The organism is Streptomyces sp. NPDC029674 (assembly GCF_044903205.1).
Lineage (GTDB): Bacteria > Actinomycetota > Actinomycetes > Streptomycetales > Streptomycetaceae > Streptomyces.
This window is the reverse complement of record NZ_JBJDPY010000006.1, coordinates 447886-465173: the sequence shown is the minus strand read 5'-3', so window position 1 is coordinate 465173 and position 17288 is coordinate 447886. Positions and strand designations below refer to the sequence as shown.

At 69.3% G+C, this 17288-nt stretch carries 18 protein-coding genes; 10 read left to right on the top strand and 8 right to left on the bottom strand.

Going from position 1 to position 17288, the window contains the following annotated elements; genetic code table 11:
- Positions 1 to 112: 112 nt before the first annotated feature.
- Together ACI2L3_RS17830 and ACI2L3_RS17825 are read right to left on the bottom strand one after the other, a co-directional pair.
- A complete protein-coding gene (locus tag ACI2L3_RS17830; RefSeq protein ID WP_404753272.1) occupies positions 113 to 994 on the bottom strand; it encodes a DUF3558 family protein in 882 nt (293 codons plus the stop codon).
- Positions 995 to 1137: 143 nt separating this feature from the next.
- Positions 1138 to 2016 (bottom strand): DUF3558 domain-containing protein, encoded by an 879-nt coding sequence (locus ACI2L3_RS17825; RefSeq protein WP_404753271.1) that lies wholly within the window; start codon positions 2014 to 2016, stop codon positions 1138 to 1140.
- Positions 2017 to 2227: 211 nt separating this feature from the next.
- On the opposite strand from ACI2L3_RS17825, the gene ACI2L3_RS17820 reads away from it, so the two are divergent.
- The gene (locus tag ACI2L3_RS17820; RefSeq protein WP_404753270.1) at positions 2228 to 3421 is read left to right on the top strand and encodes an RtcB family protein; all 1194 of its coding nucleotides are present in this window, start codon (positions 2228 to 2230) and stop codon (positions 3419 to 3421) included.
- 52 nt (positions 3422 to 3473) lie between these two features.
- Here the strand turns inward: ACI2L3_RS17820 and ACI2L3_RS17815 are convergent, their stop codons facing one another.
- The 5 genes from ACI2L3_RS17815 to ACI2L3_RS17795 form a co-directional block, all read right to left on the bottom strand.
- Positions 3474 to 4307, bottom strand: coding sequence for a hypothetical protein (locus ACI2L3_RS17815; RefSeq protein ID WP_404753269.1), 834 nt, complete (start codon positions 4305 to 4307; stop codon positions 3474 to 3476).
- Positions 4308 to 4489: 182 nt separating this feature from the next.
- A complete protein-coding gene (locus ACI2L3_RS17810) occupies positions 4490 to 4699 on the bottom strand; it encodes a hypothetical protein (RefSeq protein WP_404753268.1) in 210 nt (69 codons plus the stop codon).
- A gap of 2 nt (positions 4700 to 4701) precedes the next feature.
- A complete protein-coding gene (locus tag ACI2L3_RS17805) occupies positions 4702 to 5466 on the bottom strand; it encodes an SDR family NAD(P)-dependent oxidoreductase (RefSeq protein ID WP_404753267.1) in 765 nt (254 codons plus the stop codon).
- A gap of 413 nt (positions 5467 to 5879) precedes the next feature.
- Positions 5880 to 6215: a YnfA family protein gene (locus ACI2L3_RS17800; RefSeq protein WP_404753266.1), complete on the bottom strand. Its 336-nt coding sequence runs from the start codon at positions 6213 to 6215 to the stop codon at positions 5880 to 5882.
- A 94-nt stretch (positions 6216 to 6309) separates the two neighbouring features.
- Positions 6310 to 6873, bottom strand: coding sequence for a GNAT family N-acetyltransferase (locus ACI2L3_RS17795; protein WP_404753265.1), 564 nt, complete (start codon positions 6871 to 6873; stop codon positions 6310 to 6312).
- Positions 6874 to 6987: 114 nt separating this feature from the next.
- On the opposite strand from ACI2L3_RS17795, the gene ACI2L3_RS17790 reads away from it, so the two are divergent.
- Both ACI2L3_RS17790 and ACI2L3_RS17785 read left to right on the top strand, forming a co-directional pair.
- A complete protein-coding gene (locus tag ACI2L3_RS17790; protein WP_404753264.1) occupies positions 6988 to 8079 on the top strand; it encodes an LLM class flavin-dependent oxidoreductase in 1092 nt (363 codons plus the stop codon).
- Complete coding sequence (locus tag ACI2L3_RS17785) at positions 8076 to 8759, top strand: CE1759 family FMN reductase (protein ID WP_404753263.1); 684 nt, start codon at positions 8076 to 8078, stop codon at positions 8757 to 8759. The genes ACI2L3_RS17790 and ACI2L3_RS17785 overlap by 4 nt, the downstream gene beginning before the upstream one ends.
- A 7-nt stretch (positions 8760 to 8766) precedes the next feature.
- Here ACI2L3_RS17785 and ACI2L3_RS17780 read toward each other — a convergent pair whose 3' ends face one another.
- Positions 8767 to 9204, bottom strand: a complete 438-nt coding sequence (locus tag ACI2L3_RS17780; RefSeq protein WP_030565229.1) for a hypothetical protein — start codon at positions 9202 to 9204, stop codon at positions 8767 to 8769.
- A gap of 341 nt (positions 9205 to 9545) precedes the next feature.
- On the opposite strand from ACI2L3_RS17780, the gene hemL reads away from it, so the two are divergent.
- The 7 genes from hemL (at position 9546) to ccsB (ending at position 17269) form a co-directional block, all read left to right on the top strand.
- Complete coding sequence (gene hemL, locus ACI2L3_RS17775) at positions 9546 to 10871, top strand: glutamate-1-semialdehyde 2,1-aminomutase (RefSeq protein ID WP_404753262.1); 1326 nt, start codon at positions 9546 to 9548, stop codon at positions 10869 to 10871.
- Positions 10868 to 11572 carry a histidine phosphatase family protein gene (locus tag ACI2L3_RS17770; protein ID WP_404753261.1) on the top strand — a complete coding sequence of 235 codons (705 nt, stop codon included), beginning with the start codon at positions 10868 to 10870 and terminating at the stop codon, positions 11570 to 11572. Before hemL ends, ACI2L3_RS17770 begins: the two co-directional genes overlap by 4 nt.
- Before the next feature lie 157 nt (positions 11573 to 11729).
- Positions 11730 to 12950 (top strand): hypothetical protein, encoded by a 1221-nt coding sequence (locus ACI2L3_RS17765; protein WP_404753260.1) that lies wholly within the window; start codon positions 11730 to 11732, stop codon positions 12948 to 12950.
- Between the two features lie 85 nt (positions 12951 to 13035).
- Positions 13036 to 13671, top strand: coding sequence for a TlpA family protein disulfide reductase (locus ACI2L3_RS17760; protein ID WP_404753259.1), 636 nt, complete (start codon positions 13036 to 13038; stop codon positions 13669 to 13671).
- Positions 13671 to 14435 (top strand): cytochrome c biogenesis CcdA family protein, encoded by a 765-nt coding sequence (locus ACI2L3_RS17755; RefSeq protein ID WP_404753258.1) that lies wholly within the window; start codon positions 13671 to 13673, stop codon positions 14433 to 14435. Before ACI2L3_RS17760 ends, ACI2L3_RS17755 begins: the two co-directional genes overlap by 1 nt.
- 3 nt (positions 14436 to 14438) lie before the next feature.
- A complete protein-coding gene (locus ACI2L3_RS17750) occupies positions 14439 to 16169 on the top strand; it encodes a cytochrome c biogenesis protein ResB (RefSeq protein ID WP_404753257.1) in 1731 nt (576 codons plus the stop codon).
- A complete protein-coding gene (gene ccsB, locus ACI2L3_RS17745) occupies positions 16166 to 17269 on the top strand; it encodes a c-type cytochrome biogenesis protein CcsB (RefSeq protein ID WP_404753256.1) in 1104 nt (367 codons plus the stop codon). The genes ACI2L3_RS17750 and ccsB overlap by 4 nt, the downstream gene beginning before the upstream one ends.
- Positions 17270 to 17288: the final 19 nt, after the last annotated feature.

The window sequence follows — 17288 nt, the reverse complement described above, 5'->3', positions numbered from 1 at the left end:
CACACGCGTGCGGAAGGCCGCGTGCCGGTACGCCGGAAGCCCGGCCCCCGAGGGGCCGGGCTTCCACAACGTGCCTGCTCAGCGCGCGAGTTGACGGACGTGCGGACGTCCGTCAGGACTTGCTGCTGCTGCCGGCCTTCTGCTTGGCGTCGGACTTGCTGTCGTCGGCCTTCGAGTCGGTCTTCGAGTCGTCCGACTTGTCGTCGGACTTCGGCTTGTCGCTCGCGCCGGACGACGCCTTGCCGCCGCCCTCGTTGGCGGCCACGACCGCCTCCGCGGCCTCCTTGGCCGCCTTCTGCGCGTCCTTCCCCAGCTTGCCGGCGTCCGGCGACTTGTCGCCCGCGAGGCCCGCGCCGTTGAAGTCGATCGTGATGACCGCGTTCTCCACGCGCGTCACGAACGTCTGCTGCTTGAAGGTGTCCTTGTCCTTCTTCAGGTCGTACCGCACGAGCGTCGCCTGCTGGCCCACGCCCTGCACCGGCTCCGCCTTGACGCCCTTCGCGTCCTTCGTCGCCTGGGCGTCCGCGACCTGCTTGGCGTAGCTGTCCTGCGCGCGCTTGGCGCCGCTGCCGAGCGACGGGTCCGACTCGAAACGCATCAGCGAGACGCGCAGCCAGCGGAACTGCGAGCCGTCCACGCCGTTGTTGTCGAGGCTGTCCCAGGAGCAGCTGCCGCGCAGCGCCGTGTCGCTGGACGTGCCCGCCTTGCCGGACTTGTCCTTGGCCTTCGGCACCAGCTCGTCGAGTGTCTTCTTCGAGAGGACCTCGCAGGGCTCGGGGAGCTTCGCGTACGCGGCCTTCTCCACGCTCGGGGCCTTGTCGGCGGCCTTCGCCGAGGCCGAGGCCTTGGCGCCCGAGTCCTTCTTGGCCCCGTCGGAGCCGGAGTCGGAGCCGGAGTCGGAGGAGCAACCGGCGACGAGGATCGCCGGTACGGCGGCCGCGCAGACGAGGAGGCGGCTGCGGAGCTGTCGCTTTCGCTGTGCAGGTCGGTGCATGGTTCCTTCACTCTGTTCGTCTCGTGACGTCCAGTTCGTCTCGTGACGTCGTCGGGTCCGAGGGGCCACGGTACGCGCATGGGACGACGGACGGCTCTGCTTCGGGGAGCGGGGGCCCCGCCGGTACCCGCTCCGGCACCCCGCTACTCGTCGAACTCCCCGGCGAGGCCGTCGGCCAGTTCCTGCGCCTTGTCCTGCATTTCCTTGCTGTCCGGGACATCCGTGCGGCGGCCGGGCTGCTCGTCGTACTCGATGGTCACGACGACGTTCGACGTGCGGAACACCACAGTCACGGTGCGGTGACGGGAGGCCGAGGCGGAGGTGGTGAGGGCGTCGTCGATGAAGGCCTCGTCGCCGAGGTCGGGGAGGGTGCGGGGCTCCAGGCCGGGGGGCGGGGTGGCGGACTCCGAGGACCCGGCCCCGGCTTCGGGGCTCTCCGTCTCCTTGTCCTTCTTGTCCTTCTTGCCCTTGTCGTCGTCGCGCCTGGCGTTCTTCCCGCCCTGGGGCTTGTCGCCCGGCTCGGAGTCGTCGGCCGTGGGGGAGGTGTCCTCCGAGGAGGAGCCGGGGGGCCGGGTGAGGCCCGCCTCGCGCAGCTTCGTCGCGTAGACCTCGGCGGCGCGGGCGTCGTCGCTGACCGTGCCGTCGTACGAGACGACGCGCTCGAAGTCGATCATGAGGTGGTGGGAGGCGCCGGACGACTCGACCTTCCAGCGGCAGCCCACGCGCCGGTCCGTGTCGTACGTCCCCGTCGGCGTGCCCTCGTACGCCTTCTCGCGCTGCTCGACGTCCTCCATCTCCGCGATGCCGGGCAGCATCGCGTCGAGGGTGTCGGTGTCCACCTCGCCGCAGGGCTCGGGGAGCGTGCGGTACTTGCCGGGCTGGGCGGCGGCGGTCGAGCTGCCGCTGCCCCCCGGCTTGGAGTCGTCGCCCCCGTCGCCGCCGGAGCCGGCGGTGCAGCCGGTCAGCAGCGCCGCGATGAGTGCGGCGACGCCGGGTACACAGGCCTTGGCCTTCCGCTGCACCGTGATGGCTCCTCTCGCCTGGCTGTGCCTGGCTCTGCCTGGTTATTGGGTTGCCGCTGGTGGGCGGCCGGTGGACACAATGTGTATCGCACGCGCTGCCGTGGCCGCCGGTCCGTCACCCCTTTCGTTGACCTTGGCGCCGGTATTTGCGCTTCAAGGCTTGTAGCTGATTACGGTTGATTGATGTTGTTTACGGGGGAATGAGGGCGATATGTCGTACGTAGAGGTTCCCGGTGCGAAGGTACCGATCCGGATGTGGACGGACCCGGCCACGGTCGAGGACTCGGCGATGCGCCAGCTCCAGAACGTGGCGACGCTGCCGTGGATCAAGGGCCTGGCCGTCATGCCGGACGTCCACTTCGGCAAGGGCGCGACGGTCGGCTCGGTCATCGCCATGCAGGGCGCGGTCTGTCCGGCGGCGGTCGGCGTCGACATCGGCTGCGGGATGAGCGCCGTCAGGACGTCGCTGACCGCCAATGACCTGCCGGGCGACCTGTCCCGCCTGCGCTCGAAGATCGAGGAGGCGATTCCGGTGGGGCGCGCCATGCACGACGACCCCGTCGGGCCGGGGGGCTTCCATGGCATGGCCACGGCTGGGTGGGAGGAGTTCTGGGGGCGGTTCGAGGGAGTCGCCGAGGCGGTGAAGTTCCGTGAGGAGCGGGCGGTCAAGCAAATGGGAACGCTTGGATCCGGGAATCATTTTGCGGAAGTTTGCATAGATATGTCCGATTCAGTTTGGCTCATGCTGCACTCCGGCTCCCGGAACATCGGCAAGGAGCTCGCCGACCACCACATAGGCGTGGCCCAGCAGCTCCCGCACAACCAGGGCCTGGTCGATCGCGACCTCGCGGTCTTTGTCGCGGACACCCCGCAGATGGCGGCGTACCGCAACGACCTGTTCTGGGCCCAGGAGTACGCGAAGTACAACCGCGCGATCATGATGGCGCTCTTCAAGGACGTGATCCGCAAGGAGTTCAAGAAGGCCAAGCCGATGTTCGAGCAGGAGATCTCCTGCCACCACAACTACGTCAGCGAAGAGCGCTACGACGGCATGGACCTCCTTGTCACCCGGAAGGGCGCGATCCGCGCCGGCAGCGGTGACTACGGGATCATCCCGGGCTCGATGGGCACCGGCTCGTACATCGTGAAGGGCCTCGGCAACGAGGCGTCCTTCAACTCGGCCTCGCACGGCGCCGGCCGGCGCATGAGCCGGGGCGCGGCCAAGCGCCGCTTCTCGACGAAGGACCTGGAGGAGCAGACGCGGGGCGTCGAGTGCCGCAAGGACTCGGGCGTCGTGGACGAGATCCCGGGCGCGTACAAGCCGATCGAGCAGGTCATCGACCAGCAGCGGGACCTCGTCCAGGTCGTGGCGAAGCTGAAGCAGGTCGTCTGTGTGAAGGGCTGAACGGTCGGGCGGCCCGGGCTGGTGTAGCCCCGGGCCGCACTGGATCAGTCGCTCACCTTTCTTCCCGTGCGGGGACCTGTCCGGTGCGAAGCCGCCATAGACGCAGGTGGCAGCTCTTCTCGGTCCGCCCGAGCTCCTTGGCCGCAGCGGCATCGTCGCAGGCCAGGAGAAGGATTTCGTCCTCCCACTCCTTCCAGCGGCGTCGTGTGTGTGCTGCTCTCATATCCGCTGGGCGGGTCCATGCCGCGATCGCCTCGGCTTTCAACTGCTTGCGCTCCAGAGAGAGGCAGCCGGGGTAGTAAAGGTCTTGCGCCAGGCGCTGGGCCGGCTCCTTCTCGTAGTTGATGTTGTAGATGCCGTCCCGCGTGTTCCGCTTGATCAGACGCTCGACCCCAGAGAGTTGGCGCACATGACGGCATAGGTAGACGCCAACGGCCGTGCTGGCCGTGGTCAGGGAGACGAACGGGAATCCCTGCGCCGTGTAGCCGAGGGAGCCGTCCGCGTCGACGACGCCCCGTAGATAGTCCCGCCGAGAGAACTCGACACGCGGAGGCGTGATCCTCTTCGACTTGCGACCGTAGGGCAGGCCGAGTTCGTTGAGCTTGGTTCTGGCTTCGAGGGAGCACAGGGTCCAGGTGGCCGAGGTGTGGCTCTCGGCGAAGTTCGTCGACCGGGTGCGCTCGCTGATGGTGCTGTTGTACGGGGTCAGCCTCTGGAACTCGCGCAGGATCTCGATGTCCCGCACGCTGATCTCGACGGTCAGCCTGCCCTTTTGGCCGGCTCCTTGATGAAGGTGCCCATCGGCCTGCAAGAAGCCGAACATGTACGCGTACTCGGGCACGCGAAGGTCCATGAACTGCGGAGCGCTAGGCTCGTGTTCAGCCATGAGGAAGCTCTAGGCCTTCCTGTGTGGTCAGGCCCTCGGCTCGGGGTTGCAGCCCGGCCGGGGGCCGTCGCATGTGATGTTGTCGTGCCGAGCCTAGGCAGGACGAACATCAACTCGCGTGGCGATACGTCGCGTTCACCGATGTGGGTGACTCTCGTCAGTGGGCGCCTAAGGCGGGACGCCTACTTCGCGTGGGTGACGGCGTAGATCATGATGAACGCGACGATGTGGATGCCGAAGAGGAAGTACGCCAGGTACCACCAGACCAGGCGTTCGTTCTTCTTCTCTTCGGCGAGACTGCGGGCCTCGTGTTCGTGGGTGAGGCGTTCGAGCGGGTCGGGGGAGTCCGCCGAGTACGCGGGTCTGCCGGGGTCGTCGCCGGGGAGCCGCATCGTCAGGACTCCCTGTGGACCTTGGTGTTCGAGGCCTGGGCGCGCGGGCGGACCACCAGGAGGTCGATGTTGACGTGCGGCGGGCGGGTCACCGCCCAGGTGATCGTGTCCGCCACGTCGTCCGCGGTGAGCGGCTCGGCGACGCCCGCGTAGACCTTCGCGGCCTTCTCGGCGTCGCCGCCGAAGCGGGTCAGCGCGAACTCGTCCGTCTTGACCATGCCGGGGGCGACCTCGATGACGCGGACCGGGGTGCCGACGATCTCCAGACGGAGGGTCTCGGCGAGGACGTGCTCGGCGTGCTTCGCCGCGACGTAACCGCCGCCTCCCTCGTACGTGCCGTGCCCGGCGGTCGAGGAGAGGACCACCACCGTGCCGTCGCCGCTCGCGGTGAGGGCGGGGAGGAGGGCCTGGGTGACGTTCAGCGTGCCGATGACGTTCGTCTCGTACATCTGGCGCCAGTCGGCCGGGTCGCTGCTCGCGACGGGGTCCGCGCCCAGCGCGCCGCCCGCGTTGTTCACGAGGACCGCGATCTTGCGGAAGGCGGTGGCGAACTCGTCCACGGCCGCGCGGTCGGTGACGTCGAGCGCGTACGCCATCGCGTCGTGCCCGGCGTCGTTCAGCTCGGCGGCGAGCGCCTCGATGCGGTCCTTGCGGCGCGCGGTGAGGACGACGCGGTATCCGGCGGCGGCCAGGCCGCGGGCGGTGGCGGCACCGATCCCGCTGCTCGCGCCGGTGATGATCGCGATGCGGTTGGCGGCGGCGGTCATGGGCGCTCCTCGGGCGGGGGTACGGGTGCCGCGTACGGCGCAGGGCGTACGGCGTACGGCGGGGTCGGTCCTCGCCAGGATATGCGTTCGGTTCCGGGGGGTTGCGGGGTGTGGGGGTGCGACGGTGTGGGGGCGCGGGACGCAGTGGCCGGGCGGTGGTCCGGCGGTGCGTGGACGGGGTGCTCATGCGGTGCGGGCTCGGGGACCCCGCGGTGCGTGCGGGCGGGGACCCCGCAGTGCATGCGTGCGGCGACCCCGCGGTGCATGCGTGCGGTGCCCACACGGTGCATGCGTGCGGTGCCCACACGGTGTGTGCGGAGGCCCCCGCGGCGTGTGCGCAGTGCCCGCACGGTGGCGTACGTGCGGGGACCCCGCGGTGCGCGCAGCGCCTACGCGGTGCGTGCGCCGGTACGTCAGCGTGATCGTGGTGCGTACATGATCACGGCCATGCCCGCGAGGCAGATCAGCGCCCCGGTCACGTCCCACCGGTCGGGCCGGTAGCCGTCGGCCACCATCCCCCAGGCGATCGAGCCTGCGACGAAGACCCCGCCGTACGCGGCGAGGATGCGGCCGAACTCGGCGTCGGGCTGGAGCGTGGCGACGAAGCCGTAGACGCCGAGGGCGATGACCCCCGCGCCGATCCACGCCCAGCCCCTGTGCTCGCGCACCCCCTGCCAGACGAGCCACGCACCGCCGATCTCGAACAGCGCGGCGAGAACGAACAGGGCGGCGGAACGGGCGATGAGCATGGTCGACAGGGTGGCACGCGTAGCCCCGGGGAGCGGGGCACCCCCGAAGAGGGGCCCCCGGGCGCAGCAGGGGCCCGCCCTTCCGTGGGCTACCTCAGTCCCCGCCCAAGGCGAACCGCCAGTCATTGCACGCGTGCCAGTTCCCCTTCGGGTACTCCACCCGCGACTCGCCGCGCAGCGTGAAGCCCGCCTTGCGGCATACCGCGTTCGACGCGCCGTGGTCCGTCGCGGGGAACGCGTGCAGGTGGGCGTGGCGGCCCGCCGCCCTCGCCTTCCCGGTCACCAGCCGCGCCGCGCCCGCGGCGATGCCCATGCCCTGGAACTCGGGCAGGACGCCCCAGCCGGTCTCCCAGACCGGCTCGCCCTGCCAGGTCGTCTCCCAGTACCCGATCGAGCCCGCGACCTCGCCGTCCACGCCGTCCACGCCGTCCACGCCGTCCAGGGTGATGCGGAACATCTCGCCCTTGCCGTCGAGCCGGAGGTAGCGGCGGTGGCGGTCCGCGACCTTTTCGGGGGTCTCGGGGCCGCCCAGGTGTTCCGTCATCTCCGGGGTGTTGAGCCGCAGGAGCAGCGCGAGGCCGCCCTCGTCGGACCAGGGTTCGAGTCGTATCGCCGGTGCCTGGGCCGATGCCTGGGCCGCTGCCTGTGATCGCTCCATCTCCCCACCGTAGGCGGCGGGTCTGACACCAAGGAATAGGTGAGCGGACGCCCCCGTTCTGTGGGTATAGTTGAACCGTAAACAAAATGCGGACCCGCGGAGAGTGAGCAAGCCATGCAGTTCGGGATCTTCAGCGTCGGCGACGTGACCACCGACCCGACCACCGGCCGCACGCCGACCGAGGCCGAGCGGATCAAGGCCATGGTCGCCATCGCCCTCAAGGCCGAGGAGGTCGGCCTCGACGTCTTCGCGACCGGCGAGCACCACAACCCGCCCTTCGTGCCGTCGTCCCCGACCACGATGCTCGGCTACATCGCCGCCCGCACCGAGCGGCTCGTCCTCTCCACCTCCACCACCCTCATCACCACCAACGACCCGGTGAAGATCGCCGAGGACTTCGCGATGCTCCAGCACCTCGCGGACGGGCGCGTGGACGTGATGATGGGGCGCGGCAACACCGGGCCCGTCTATCCGTGGTTCGGCAAGGACATCCGCCAGGGCATCAACCTCGCCATCGAGAACTACGCGCTCCTGCGCCGCCTCTGGGACGAGGATGTCGTCACCTGGGAGGGCAAGTTCCGTACGCCGCTGCAGTCGTTCACCTCGACGCCCCGGCCGCTGGACGGCGTCGCGCCCTTCGTCTGGCACGGCTCGATCCGGTCCCCGGAGATCGCCGAGCAGGCCGCGTACTACGGCGACGGCTTCTTCCACAACAACATCTTCTGGCCCGCCGAACACACCGCGAAGATGGTCGAGCTGTACCGGTCGCGGTACGCGCACTACGGGCACGGCACGCCGGAGCAGGCGATCGTCGGGCTCGGCGGGCAGGTGTTCATGCGCAAGAACTCGCAGGACGCGGTACGGGAGTTCCGGCCCTACTTCGACAACGCGCCCGTCTACGGTCACGGGCCCTCCCTGGAGGAGTTCACCGCGCAGACCCCGCTCACCGTGGGCTCCCCGCAGCAGGTGATCGAGCGGACGCTGTCCTTCCGCGACACCGTGGGCGACTACCAGCGGCAGCTGTTCCTGATGGACCACGCCGGGCTGCCCCTGAAGACCGTCCTTGAGCAGCTCGACATCCTCGGCGAGGAGGTCGTCCCCGTGCTGCGCGAGGAGTTCGCGAAGAACCGCCCGGCCGGCGTCCCGGACGCCCCCACCCACGCCGCCCGTAAGGCCCAGCAGGCTCAGCAGGAGGTCAGCGCATGAAGCTCGTCGTCGTATCCGCGGGGCTGAGTCAGCCGTCCTCCACCCGGCTGCTCGCCGACCGGCTCACGGCCGCCACGACACACCACGCCGGCACCGGCGTCGACGTCGAGGTCGAGGTCGTCGAGCTGCGGGACCTGGCCACGGAGATCGCCCAGCACCTCGTCACCGGGTTCCCGCCCGCCCGGCTGGCCGCCGCGCTCGACGCGGTGGCCGGCGCGCAGGGGCTGATCGCCGTCACGCCGGTGTTCTCGGGGTCGTACAGCGGACTGTTCAAGTCGTTCTTCGACGTGCTCGACAAGGACGCGCTGACCGGGAAGCCGGTGCTGATCGGCGCGACCGGCGGCACCGCGCGTCACTCGCTGGTCACCGAGCACGCCCTGCGCCCGCTGTTCAGCTATCTGCGGGCGCTGGTCCTGCCGACCGCCGTGTACGCGGCGTCGGAGGACTGGGGCGAGGAGGGCCTCGCGGCGCGGATCACCCGTGCGGGCGCGGAGCTGGCACGGTTCATGGCGCCCGGCGGCGAGGAGGCGCCGGTGACCGCAGGTGCGGTGCCCGACACCGACACGGCCGCGGCGATCGCGCCCCGCTCGCTGACCGGCGCCATCACGTCGGTGGACCCGGCGAGCGGCTTCGAGGTCGTGCCCTTCGAGCAGCAACTCGCCGCCCTCAGGGTGGAGTGAGGGGGCGTCAGGGCCAGACCAGGCAGTACGCCTGATGTCCCGCGTCGTGCAGGCGGTGGCTGAAGTCCTGCCACTCGTGGAGGAGTTGGTACACGTTGAAGGCGTCGCGCGGGCCACCGCGGTCCGGGACGGTGGACCAGATGAACGCCGCGGCGCCCACCGACTCCTCACCGACGCCGCGCAGCGGGTCGACGACGGTCATGGGGAGCTTCACCACGGCGTAGTCGGGGTGGAGGACGACCAGTTCGAGCGGGGGGACCTTGTGCAGGGGTATGCCCTCGATGCCGGTCAGGACCATCGCGGCCATCGTCTCCGGCTTGATCTTCGTGAACATGCCGCCCATGCCCAGCTCGTCGCCGCCGAGCTCCTCGGGGCGCATCGAGATCGGCACGCGGGCGGCGGTCGCGCCGTCCGGGGCGCCGAAGTATTTGTACGTCACCCCCACCCCGCCACTCCTGCTGGTCACCCGGTCCCGCCGGGACTCGCCGGAAGCGCCGAGCGTCTGGTCGGACGCCTGCGCCTGCGCCGGTTCCGCTTCCGCCTCGCGCCGGTGCTTGCCCCGCCGGGCACGCCGGGGGCCCAGGCCGTCGGTCCCCTCGCCCAGTCCGCCACCGCGATGCATATCTCCACCCGACTGCTTTGCCAGGGCGGCACGGCCCTGTCTTTTCTAGGCCTCGCGGCCCCCGCCACGCAACCCGATCATCGTGTCAGTGACCTCCCCCACGGTCACCCGCTAAAACGTGGAGTGAAACACCTGTCCGCAGGATGTCCGCACGCTCTGACACCATGGCTCGTGTGAGCTTCCCGTATAGCGCCCCAGTTTCGCAGACTCTTTTCGACCGTGCGGCGGCCGTGACGCCCGGCGGTGTGAACTCTCCCGTGCGCGCGTTCCGCGCTGTGGGTGGTACGCCCCGTTTCATGGTGTCCGGTACCGGTCCGTACCTGACTGACGCCGACGGCCGCGAGTACGTCGACCTCGTGTGTTCGTGGGGTCCGATGATCCTCGGGCACTCCCACCCCGAGGTGATCGCCGCCGTGCAGGAGGCCGTGTCGCACGGCACCTCCTTCGGTACGCCCGGTGAGGGCGAGGTCGCGCTCGCCGAGGAGATCGTCGCCCGTATCGAGCCCGTCGAGCAGGTCCGCCTCGTCTCCAGCGGCACCGAGGCGACCATGTCCGCCATCCGGCTCGCCCGCGGTTTCACCGGCCGCGCCAAGGTCATCAAGTTCGCCGGGTGTTACCACGGGCATGTCGACGCGCTGCTCGCCTCGGCGGGTTCGGGCGTGGCGACCCTCGGTCTCCCCGACACGCCCGGCGTCACCGGCGCCCAGGCGGGCGACACCATCGTCGTGCCGTACAACGACCTCGAGGCGGTGCAGGAGGCCTTCCACAAGCACCCCGGTGAGATCGCGTGCGTCATCACCGAGGCGTCGCCCGGCAACATGGGCGTGGTGCCGCCGCGCCCCGGTTTCAACGAGGGCCTCAAGGCCGCCTGTGCCAAGAACGGCGCGCTGTACATCTCGGACGAGGTGATGACCGGCTTCCGTACCTCGAAGGCGGGCTGGTACGGCGTGGACGGTGTGAAGCCCGATCTGATGACCTTCGGCAAGGTCATGGGCGGCGGCTTCCCGGCCGCGGCCTTCGGCGGTCGCGCGGATGTCATGGCGCACCTCGCCCCGGCCGGCCCCGTCTACCAGGCGGGCACGCTGTCCGGTAACCCGGTCGCGACGGCGGCGGGCCTCGCGCAGCTGCGGCTCCTGGACGACGCGGCGTACGACAAGGTCAATGCCGTGTCCGAGCAGCTGCGCGGTCTGGTCACCGAGGCGCTCTCCAAGGAGGGTGTCGCGCACCGGGTGCAGAACGCGTCGAACATGTTCTCCGTGTTCTTCGCCGACCGCGAGGTGCGGAACTACGAGGACGCGAAGGGACAGGAGTCCTTCCGCTTCACCGCGTTCTTCCACTCGATGCTGTCGCAGGGCGTGTACCTGCCGCCGTCGGCCTTCGAGTCGTGGTTCGTGTCGACCGCTCACGACGAGCGTGCGGTCGAGCGCATCGCTGCCGCCCTGCCCGCCGCCGCGCGCGCGGCCGCGGAAGCGACGGAGGCCACGGCATGAGCGGCACCCCGGCGGACGACGAGCTGACCGTCGTCCACGTGATGCGCCACGGCGAGGTGCACAACCCGGACGGGATCCTGTACGGGCGGCTGCCCGACTACCACCTGTCCGAGCTCGGCCGGCAGATGGCCGACCGGGTCGCCGAGCACCTCGCCCACCGTGACGTGACGCACGTCGTGGCGTCGCCGCTCGACCGCGCCCAGGAGACGGCCACGCCGATCGCCAAGGCGCACGGCCTGGACCTGGCCACCGACGCCCGCCTCATCGAGGCGGCCAACGTCTTCGAGGGCAAGACCTTCGGGGTGGGCGACGGCGCGCTGAAGAACCCGGAGAACTGGAAGCACCTCGTCAACCCCTTCAAGCCGTCCTGGGGCGAGCCGTACGTCGAGCAGGTCGTACGGATGATGGGCGCCCTGGACGCGGCGAAGGACGCGGCCCGCGGGCACGAGGCGGTGTGCGTCAGCCACCAGCTGCCGATCTGGATCGTGCGCAGCTTCGTGGAGAAGCGGCGGCTGTGGCACGACCCGCGCAAGCGGCAGTGCACGCTGGCGTCGCTGACGACGTTCACGTACCGCGGCGACAAGATCGTCTCGGTGGGTTACAGCGAACCGGCCCGGGATCTCGTGCCCGCACATCTTCGCGCCGGCGCCAAGCCGGTGAAGGGCGGGAATAAGGGCAACAGCAAGGCATTCGGGGCCTGATAAACCGGCCCTTTGATCAACCGCGCGTAATCGCGCAGCGACTGTAGGTCCATCTCCGGCAAAACGCTCCAAATAATGTGGATCCTGCCGGAACCCCGATGTTCGTCGCGCCCTCTAACGGGTCGTCCCGACCAAGGGCGCGACGAATGGGGATGGAATGCGCGACATCAGCCGCAGGGGAATGCTCGGACTGGGAGCGGGCACGGCCGCCGCTTTCGGGCTCGCGGCGTGCGGCTCCGGGGGCGACGGCGATTCGTCGAAGCCCGCGGGAAAGGCCGGGGAAGGCGCAGGCGCCGAGAAGCACCCGGCCAAGCCGATCGGTGACGGGTCGACCGCCTACACCGGTAAGCAGCCTCGTCAGCCGGGCAAGCCCGTTCCACTGGAGCCGGGCGAGACGCCCCCGCAGTTCGTCATCTTCTCCTGGGACGGTGCGGGCGAAGTGGGGAACGGTCTGTTCCCGCGCTTTCTGAAGCTCGCCGAGGACCACGACGCGCGTATGACGTTCTTCCTCTCCGGGCTTTATCTGCTGCCGGAATCGAAGAAGCGCATGTACCGGCCGCCGAACAACGCGGTCGGCGCATCCGACATCGGTTATCTCACCGACGGTCACATCAAGGACACCCTGAAGTACGTCCGGCAGGCGTGGCTCGAGGGCCATGAAATCGGCACGCACTTCAATGGGCACTTCTGCGCGGGCACGGGTTCCGTCGCCAACTGGACGTCCGCGCAATGGCAGGACGAGATAGACCAGGCCAAGTCCTTTGTGAAGAAGTGGCGTACGAACACCGGCTGGACCGATCTGCCGTCGCTCCCCTTCGACTACGACAAGGAACTCGTCGGCGGCCGCACGCCCTGTCTGCTCGGCCAGGACAACCTGCTGCCGACGGCGAAGAAGCTCGGCTGGCGCTACGACGCGTCCTCGCCCGGCGGCCGCCAGAAGTGGCCGCAGAAGAAGCTGGGCGTCTGGGACCTGCCGCTGCAGGCCATGCCCTTCCCGGGGCACTCCTTCGAGGTCCTGTCGATGGACTACAACATCCTCGCCAACCAGTCGCAGAACTCGACGAAGGCGCCCCCGCACAACTACCCGGGCTGGCGCAAGCAGGCCACCGAGGCCTACATAGCCGGCTTCAAGCGGGCCTACGAGTCCAACCGCGCGCCGTTCTTCATCGGCAACCACTTCGAGGAGTGGAACGGCGGCATCTACATGGATGCCGTCGAGGAGGCCCTGAAGCACATCGCGGGCAAGAAGGACGTGCGCCTCGTCTCCTTCCGCCAGTTCGTCGACTGGCTCGACGTGCAGGACCCGAAGGTGCTCGCCAAGCTGCAGGGCCTGGAGGTCGGCCAGCGGCCCGCCGGTGGCTGGAAGAGCCTCCGCTAGCCCTCTGTACGGCGCCTGAAGTGGGCGATTCGTTCGGTGGAGGGGGTGCGGAAGATCCCCGAAATGGACATGCGAAACTTTTCACATGAGTGTTGCCTGCCGTGCCCCACACCGCGTCGATAGCAGCAGTCACCGTCGCGGCCGTGCCGCCCTGCTCACCGCAGGCGCCGCGGTTGCTGCGCTGGCTCTGTCCGCTTGCAGCTCCGGCGGTGTGTCGGGCGGCTCCGGAAACACCAACTTCGTCGCCGGCTCGGACGGCATCGCCACCGTCAAGAAGGCCGACCGCAAGGCGAACCCCTCGCTCGACGGGGAGACCCTCGACGGCGAGAAGCTGGACATCACCAAGGCCTACAAGGGCAAGATCGTCGTCATAAACGTCTGGGGTTCCTGGTGCGCTCCGTGCCGGGCCGAGGCGCCGAACTTCGTGAAGGTCGCCAAGGAGACCAAGCCGAAGGGCGTCGAGTTCGTCGGGATCAACACGCGTGACCCCGAGCGCAGCCCGGCGATCTCGTTCGAGAAGCAGCACAAGGTTCCCTACCCGAGCCTGTACGACCCGATGGGCAAGCTGATGCTGCGCTTCCCGCAGGGTTCGCTCAATCCGAACGCCATCCCCTCCACGCTCGTCGTCGACCGGGACGGGAAGATCGCCGCCCGCGCCCAGCAGCCGCTGAGCGAGGAGAAGCTGCGGAAGATGATCGACCCCGTGCTCGCGGAGAAGTGATGTCGACGCTCGCGGCCGTCACCGGCACGAACCAGACCGTGATGAGCGGGGCCCTGCTCCTCGCTATCCCGGTCGCCCTGCTCGGCGGGCTCATCTCCTTCTTCTCGCCGTGCGTCCTGCCGCTCGTGCCCGGCTACCTGTCGTACGTCACCGGGGTCGGCGGGCAGGACCTCGGCGAGGCGCGGCGCGGCCGGATGGCCGCCGGGGCCGGTCTCTTCGTGGCCGGCTTCACCGTGGTCTTCGTCTCCGCCACCGTCTTCTTCGGTGCCCTCGGCCGCACGCTCAAGGAGCACCAGAGCGCCATCAACACGACGCTCGGCGTGGTGATGATCGTGCTGGGCCTCTTCTTCATGGGGCTCATGCCGTGGTTCACGCAGCGCGAGTTCCGCTTCCACAAGCGGCCCGCCGTCGGGCTGGCCGGCGCGCCGGTGGTCGGCGCGCTCTTCGCCGTGGGCTGGACGCCGTGCATCGGGCCGACCCTCGCCTCGGTCATGGCCCTCTCCGCCGACAGCGCCAACGCGGAGCGTGGCGCGATCCTCGGTGTCGCCTACTCCCTGGGGCTCGGCATTCCGTTCATCCTCGCGGCCGTGGCCTTCCGTAAGACACTCGGTGCTTTCGGCTGGGTGAAGCGGCACTACGTCTGGGTGATGCGCGTCGGCGGCGTCATGATGATCGCGACCGGCTTGCTGCTCGTCACCGGTGCGTGGGACAGCATCGTGCAGGACATGCAGGTCTGGACCAATAGCTACACGGTGGGGATCTGATCCATGGGCAAGACCGAAGCTCCCGAAGGCACGACCGGGACCACCGACGAGCAGGGCGAGTACGGTGCCGCGGGCGCCAGCATGTCCACCGCTCCACGCGACCGGGACCGGGAAGAGGCGGCACCCAACCTCCCCAGGCTCGGCGTCATCGGCTGGCTGCGCTGGTTCTGGCGGCAGCTGACCTCGATGCGCGTCGCGCTGATCCTGCTCCTGCTGCTCTCGCTCGGCGCGATCCCGGGCTCGCTGATCCCGCAGAACAACGTCGACGAGCTCAAGGTCCAGGACTTCATGGACCGGCACACCACGCTCGCCCCGATCTACGAAAAGCTGCAGCTCTTCGACGTCTACAGCTCGGTGTGGTTCTCCGCGATCTACATCCTGCTGTTCGTCTCCCTCATCGGCTGCATCGTGCCCCGCAGCTGGCAGTTCGTCGGCCAGCTCCGCAGCCGCCCGCCGGGCGCCCCGAAGAAGCTGACGCGCCTGCCCGCGTACACGACGTGGCGCACCGAGGCCGAGCCCGAGCAGGTCCACGAGGCCGCGCTCGCGATGCTGAAGCAGCGCCGCTTCCGCGTGCACACCGAGGGCTCCGGCGCGGGCGCCTCGGTCGCCGCGGAGAAGGGGTATCTGCGCGAGGCCGGCAACCTCATGTTCCACATCGCGCTGATCGTGATGCTGCTCGCGTTCGCCGCCGGACAGCTCTTCAAGTCCGAGGGCGGCAAGCTGATCATGGAGGGTGACGGCTTCGCCAACACCCTCAGCCAGTACGACGACTTCAAGTCCGGCAGCCTCTTCGACTCCTCGAACCTGGAGCCGTTCAGCTTCAAGCTCGACCGGTTCGTAGGTACGTACGAGAAGTCGGGCCCCAACCGCGGCACGGCCCGCACCTACCGCGCGGACGTCACCTACAGCGAGGGCGCCGACGGCCCCGAGAAGAAGAAGTCGATCGAGGTCAACAAGCCGCTGGAGGTCGACGGCTCGAAGGTCTACCTCATCGGCCACGGCTTCGCCCCCGCGGTCACCGTCCGCGACGGCAAGGGCAAGGTCGTCTACCAGGCGTCCGTGCCGCTGCTGCCCATCGACCAGAACGGCACCGCGACCGGCGCCATCAAGGTCATGGACAACTACCGCGACAAGAACGGCAAGCCCGACCAGCTCGGCTTCAACGCCTTCTTCGTGCCCACCTTCGCGGGCGTCGGCAAGGGCCAGATGTTCTCGCAGTTCCCCGCCGCCGACTACCCGGTGCTCGCGCTGTCCGCGTACCACGGCAGCCTCGGCGTCGACGCCGGTGTCCCGCAGAACGTGTACCAGCTGGACACCCGCAAGATGAAGAAGTTCAAGGACGAGAACGGCGAGCTGTTCAAGCAGCGGCTGCGCCCCGGCGAGACCATGAAGCTCCCCGACGGCGCCGGGTCGATCACCTTCGAGAAGAACCTCAAGGAGTGGGCGACCTTCCAGATCTCGCAGCAGCCCGGCACCGGCTGGGCGCTGGGCGGCGCGATCGCCGCCGTCGCGGGCCTCGCGGGCTCGCTGTTCATCCAGCGCCGCCGCGTATGGGTGCGGGCCGTCCGGGACGCCGACGGCGTCACCGTCGTGGAGATGGCGGGCCTCGGCCGCAGCGAGTCCGCGAAGGTTCCCGAGGAGCTCTCCCAGCTCGCCGCCCAGCTGCACGACAAGGCGCCGACCGCGCCCGCGCCCGACCCCGATGCCGTACCTGCCGAAGGGGCTGAGAAGTGAATCTCGCCACCACCCTGGCCGCCGAGCCCAACGAGAACCTCGCGCACATCAGCAACGTGCTGATCTACTCCGCGATGGCCGTCTACCTCCTGGCCTTCTTCGCGCACATGGCGGAGTGGCTCTTCGGCAGCCGCAGCAAGGTCGCCCGCACCGCCGCGGCGCTCACCCCGAGCAAGACCGCCGCGTCCGCCACGGCGGCGCCCGCGGTCACCGTCCAGGCCAAGGGCGGCGGCACCGCCACCCTGGAGCGGCCGAAGGTCGTCACCCGGTCCGTGGCCGGCACGCGCGACGTGCCGGACGGGCCCGGCGCGGCCGCCGGTGACGAGAAGGGCGACCTCTACGGCCGCATCGCGGTCTCCCTCACCGTGCTCGCGTTCCTCCTGGAGTTCGGCGGCGTCCTCACCCGCGCCCTGTCGGTGCAGCGCGCGCCGTGGGGCAACATGTACGAGTTCAGCATCACCTTCTCCACCGTCGCCGTCGGTGTGTACCTGGTGCTGCTCGCGCTGAAGAAGAACATCGCCTGGCTCGGCCTCCCACTGGTCACGACGGTCCTGCTCGACCTCGGCCTCGCCGTCACGGTCCTCTACACCGACAGCGACCAGCTGGTCCCCGCCCTGCACTCGTACTGGCTGTGGATCCACGTCTCCACGGCGATCTTCTGCGGCGCGGTCTTCTACGTCGGCGGCGTCGGCACCCTGCTCTACCTCTTCCGCGACAGCTACGAGGCGAAGCTCCAGAACGGCGGACAGCCCGGCAAGTTCGCCACGTCCGTCCTGGAGCGGCTGCCCTCGGCGGCCTCGCTCGACAAGTTCTCGTACCGCCTGAACGCCGCGATCTTCCCGCTGTGGACGTTCACGATCATCGCGGGCGCGATCTGGGCGGGCGACGCCTGGGGCCGCTACTGGGGCTGGGACCCCAAGGAGGTCTGGTCCTTCATCACCTGGGTCGCCTACGCCTGCTACCTGCACGCCCGTGCCACCGCCGGCTGGAAGGGCCGCAAGGCCGCCTACCTGGCCCTGATCGCCTTCGGCTGCTGGCTGTTCAACTACTACGGAGTCAACATCTTCGTCACCGGCAAGCACTCGTACGCCGGAGTCTGAGCAACGCGCCTCCGAGAGA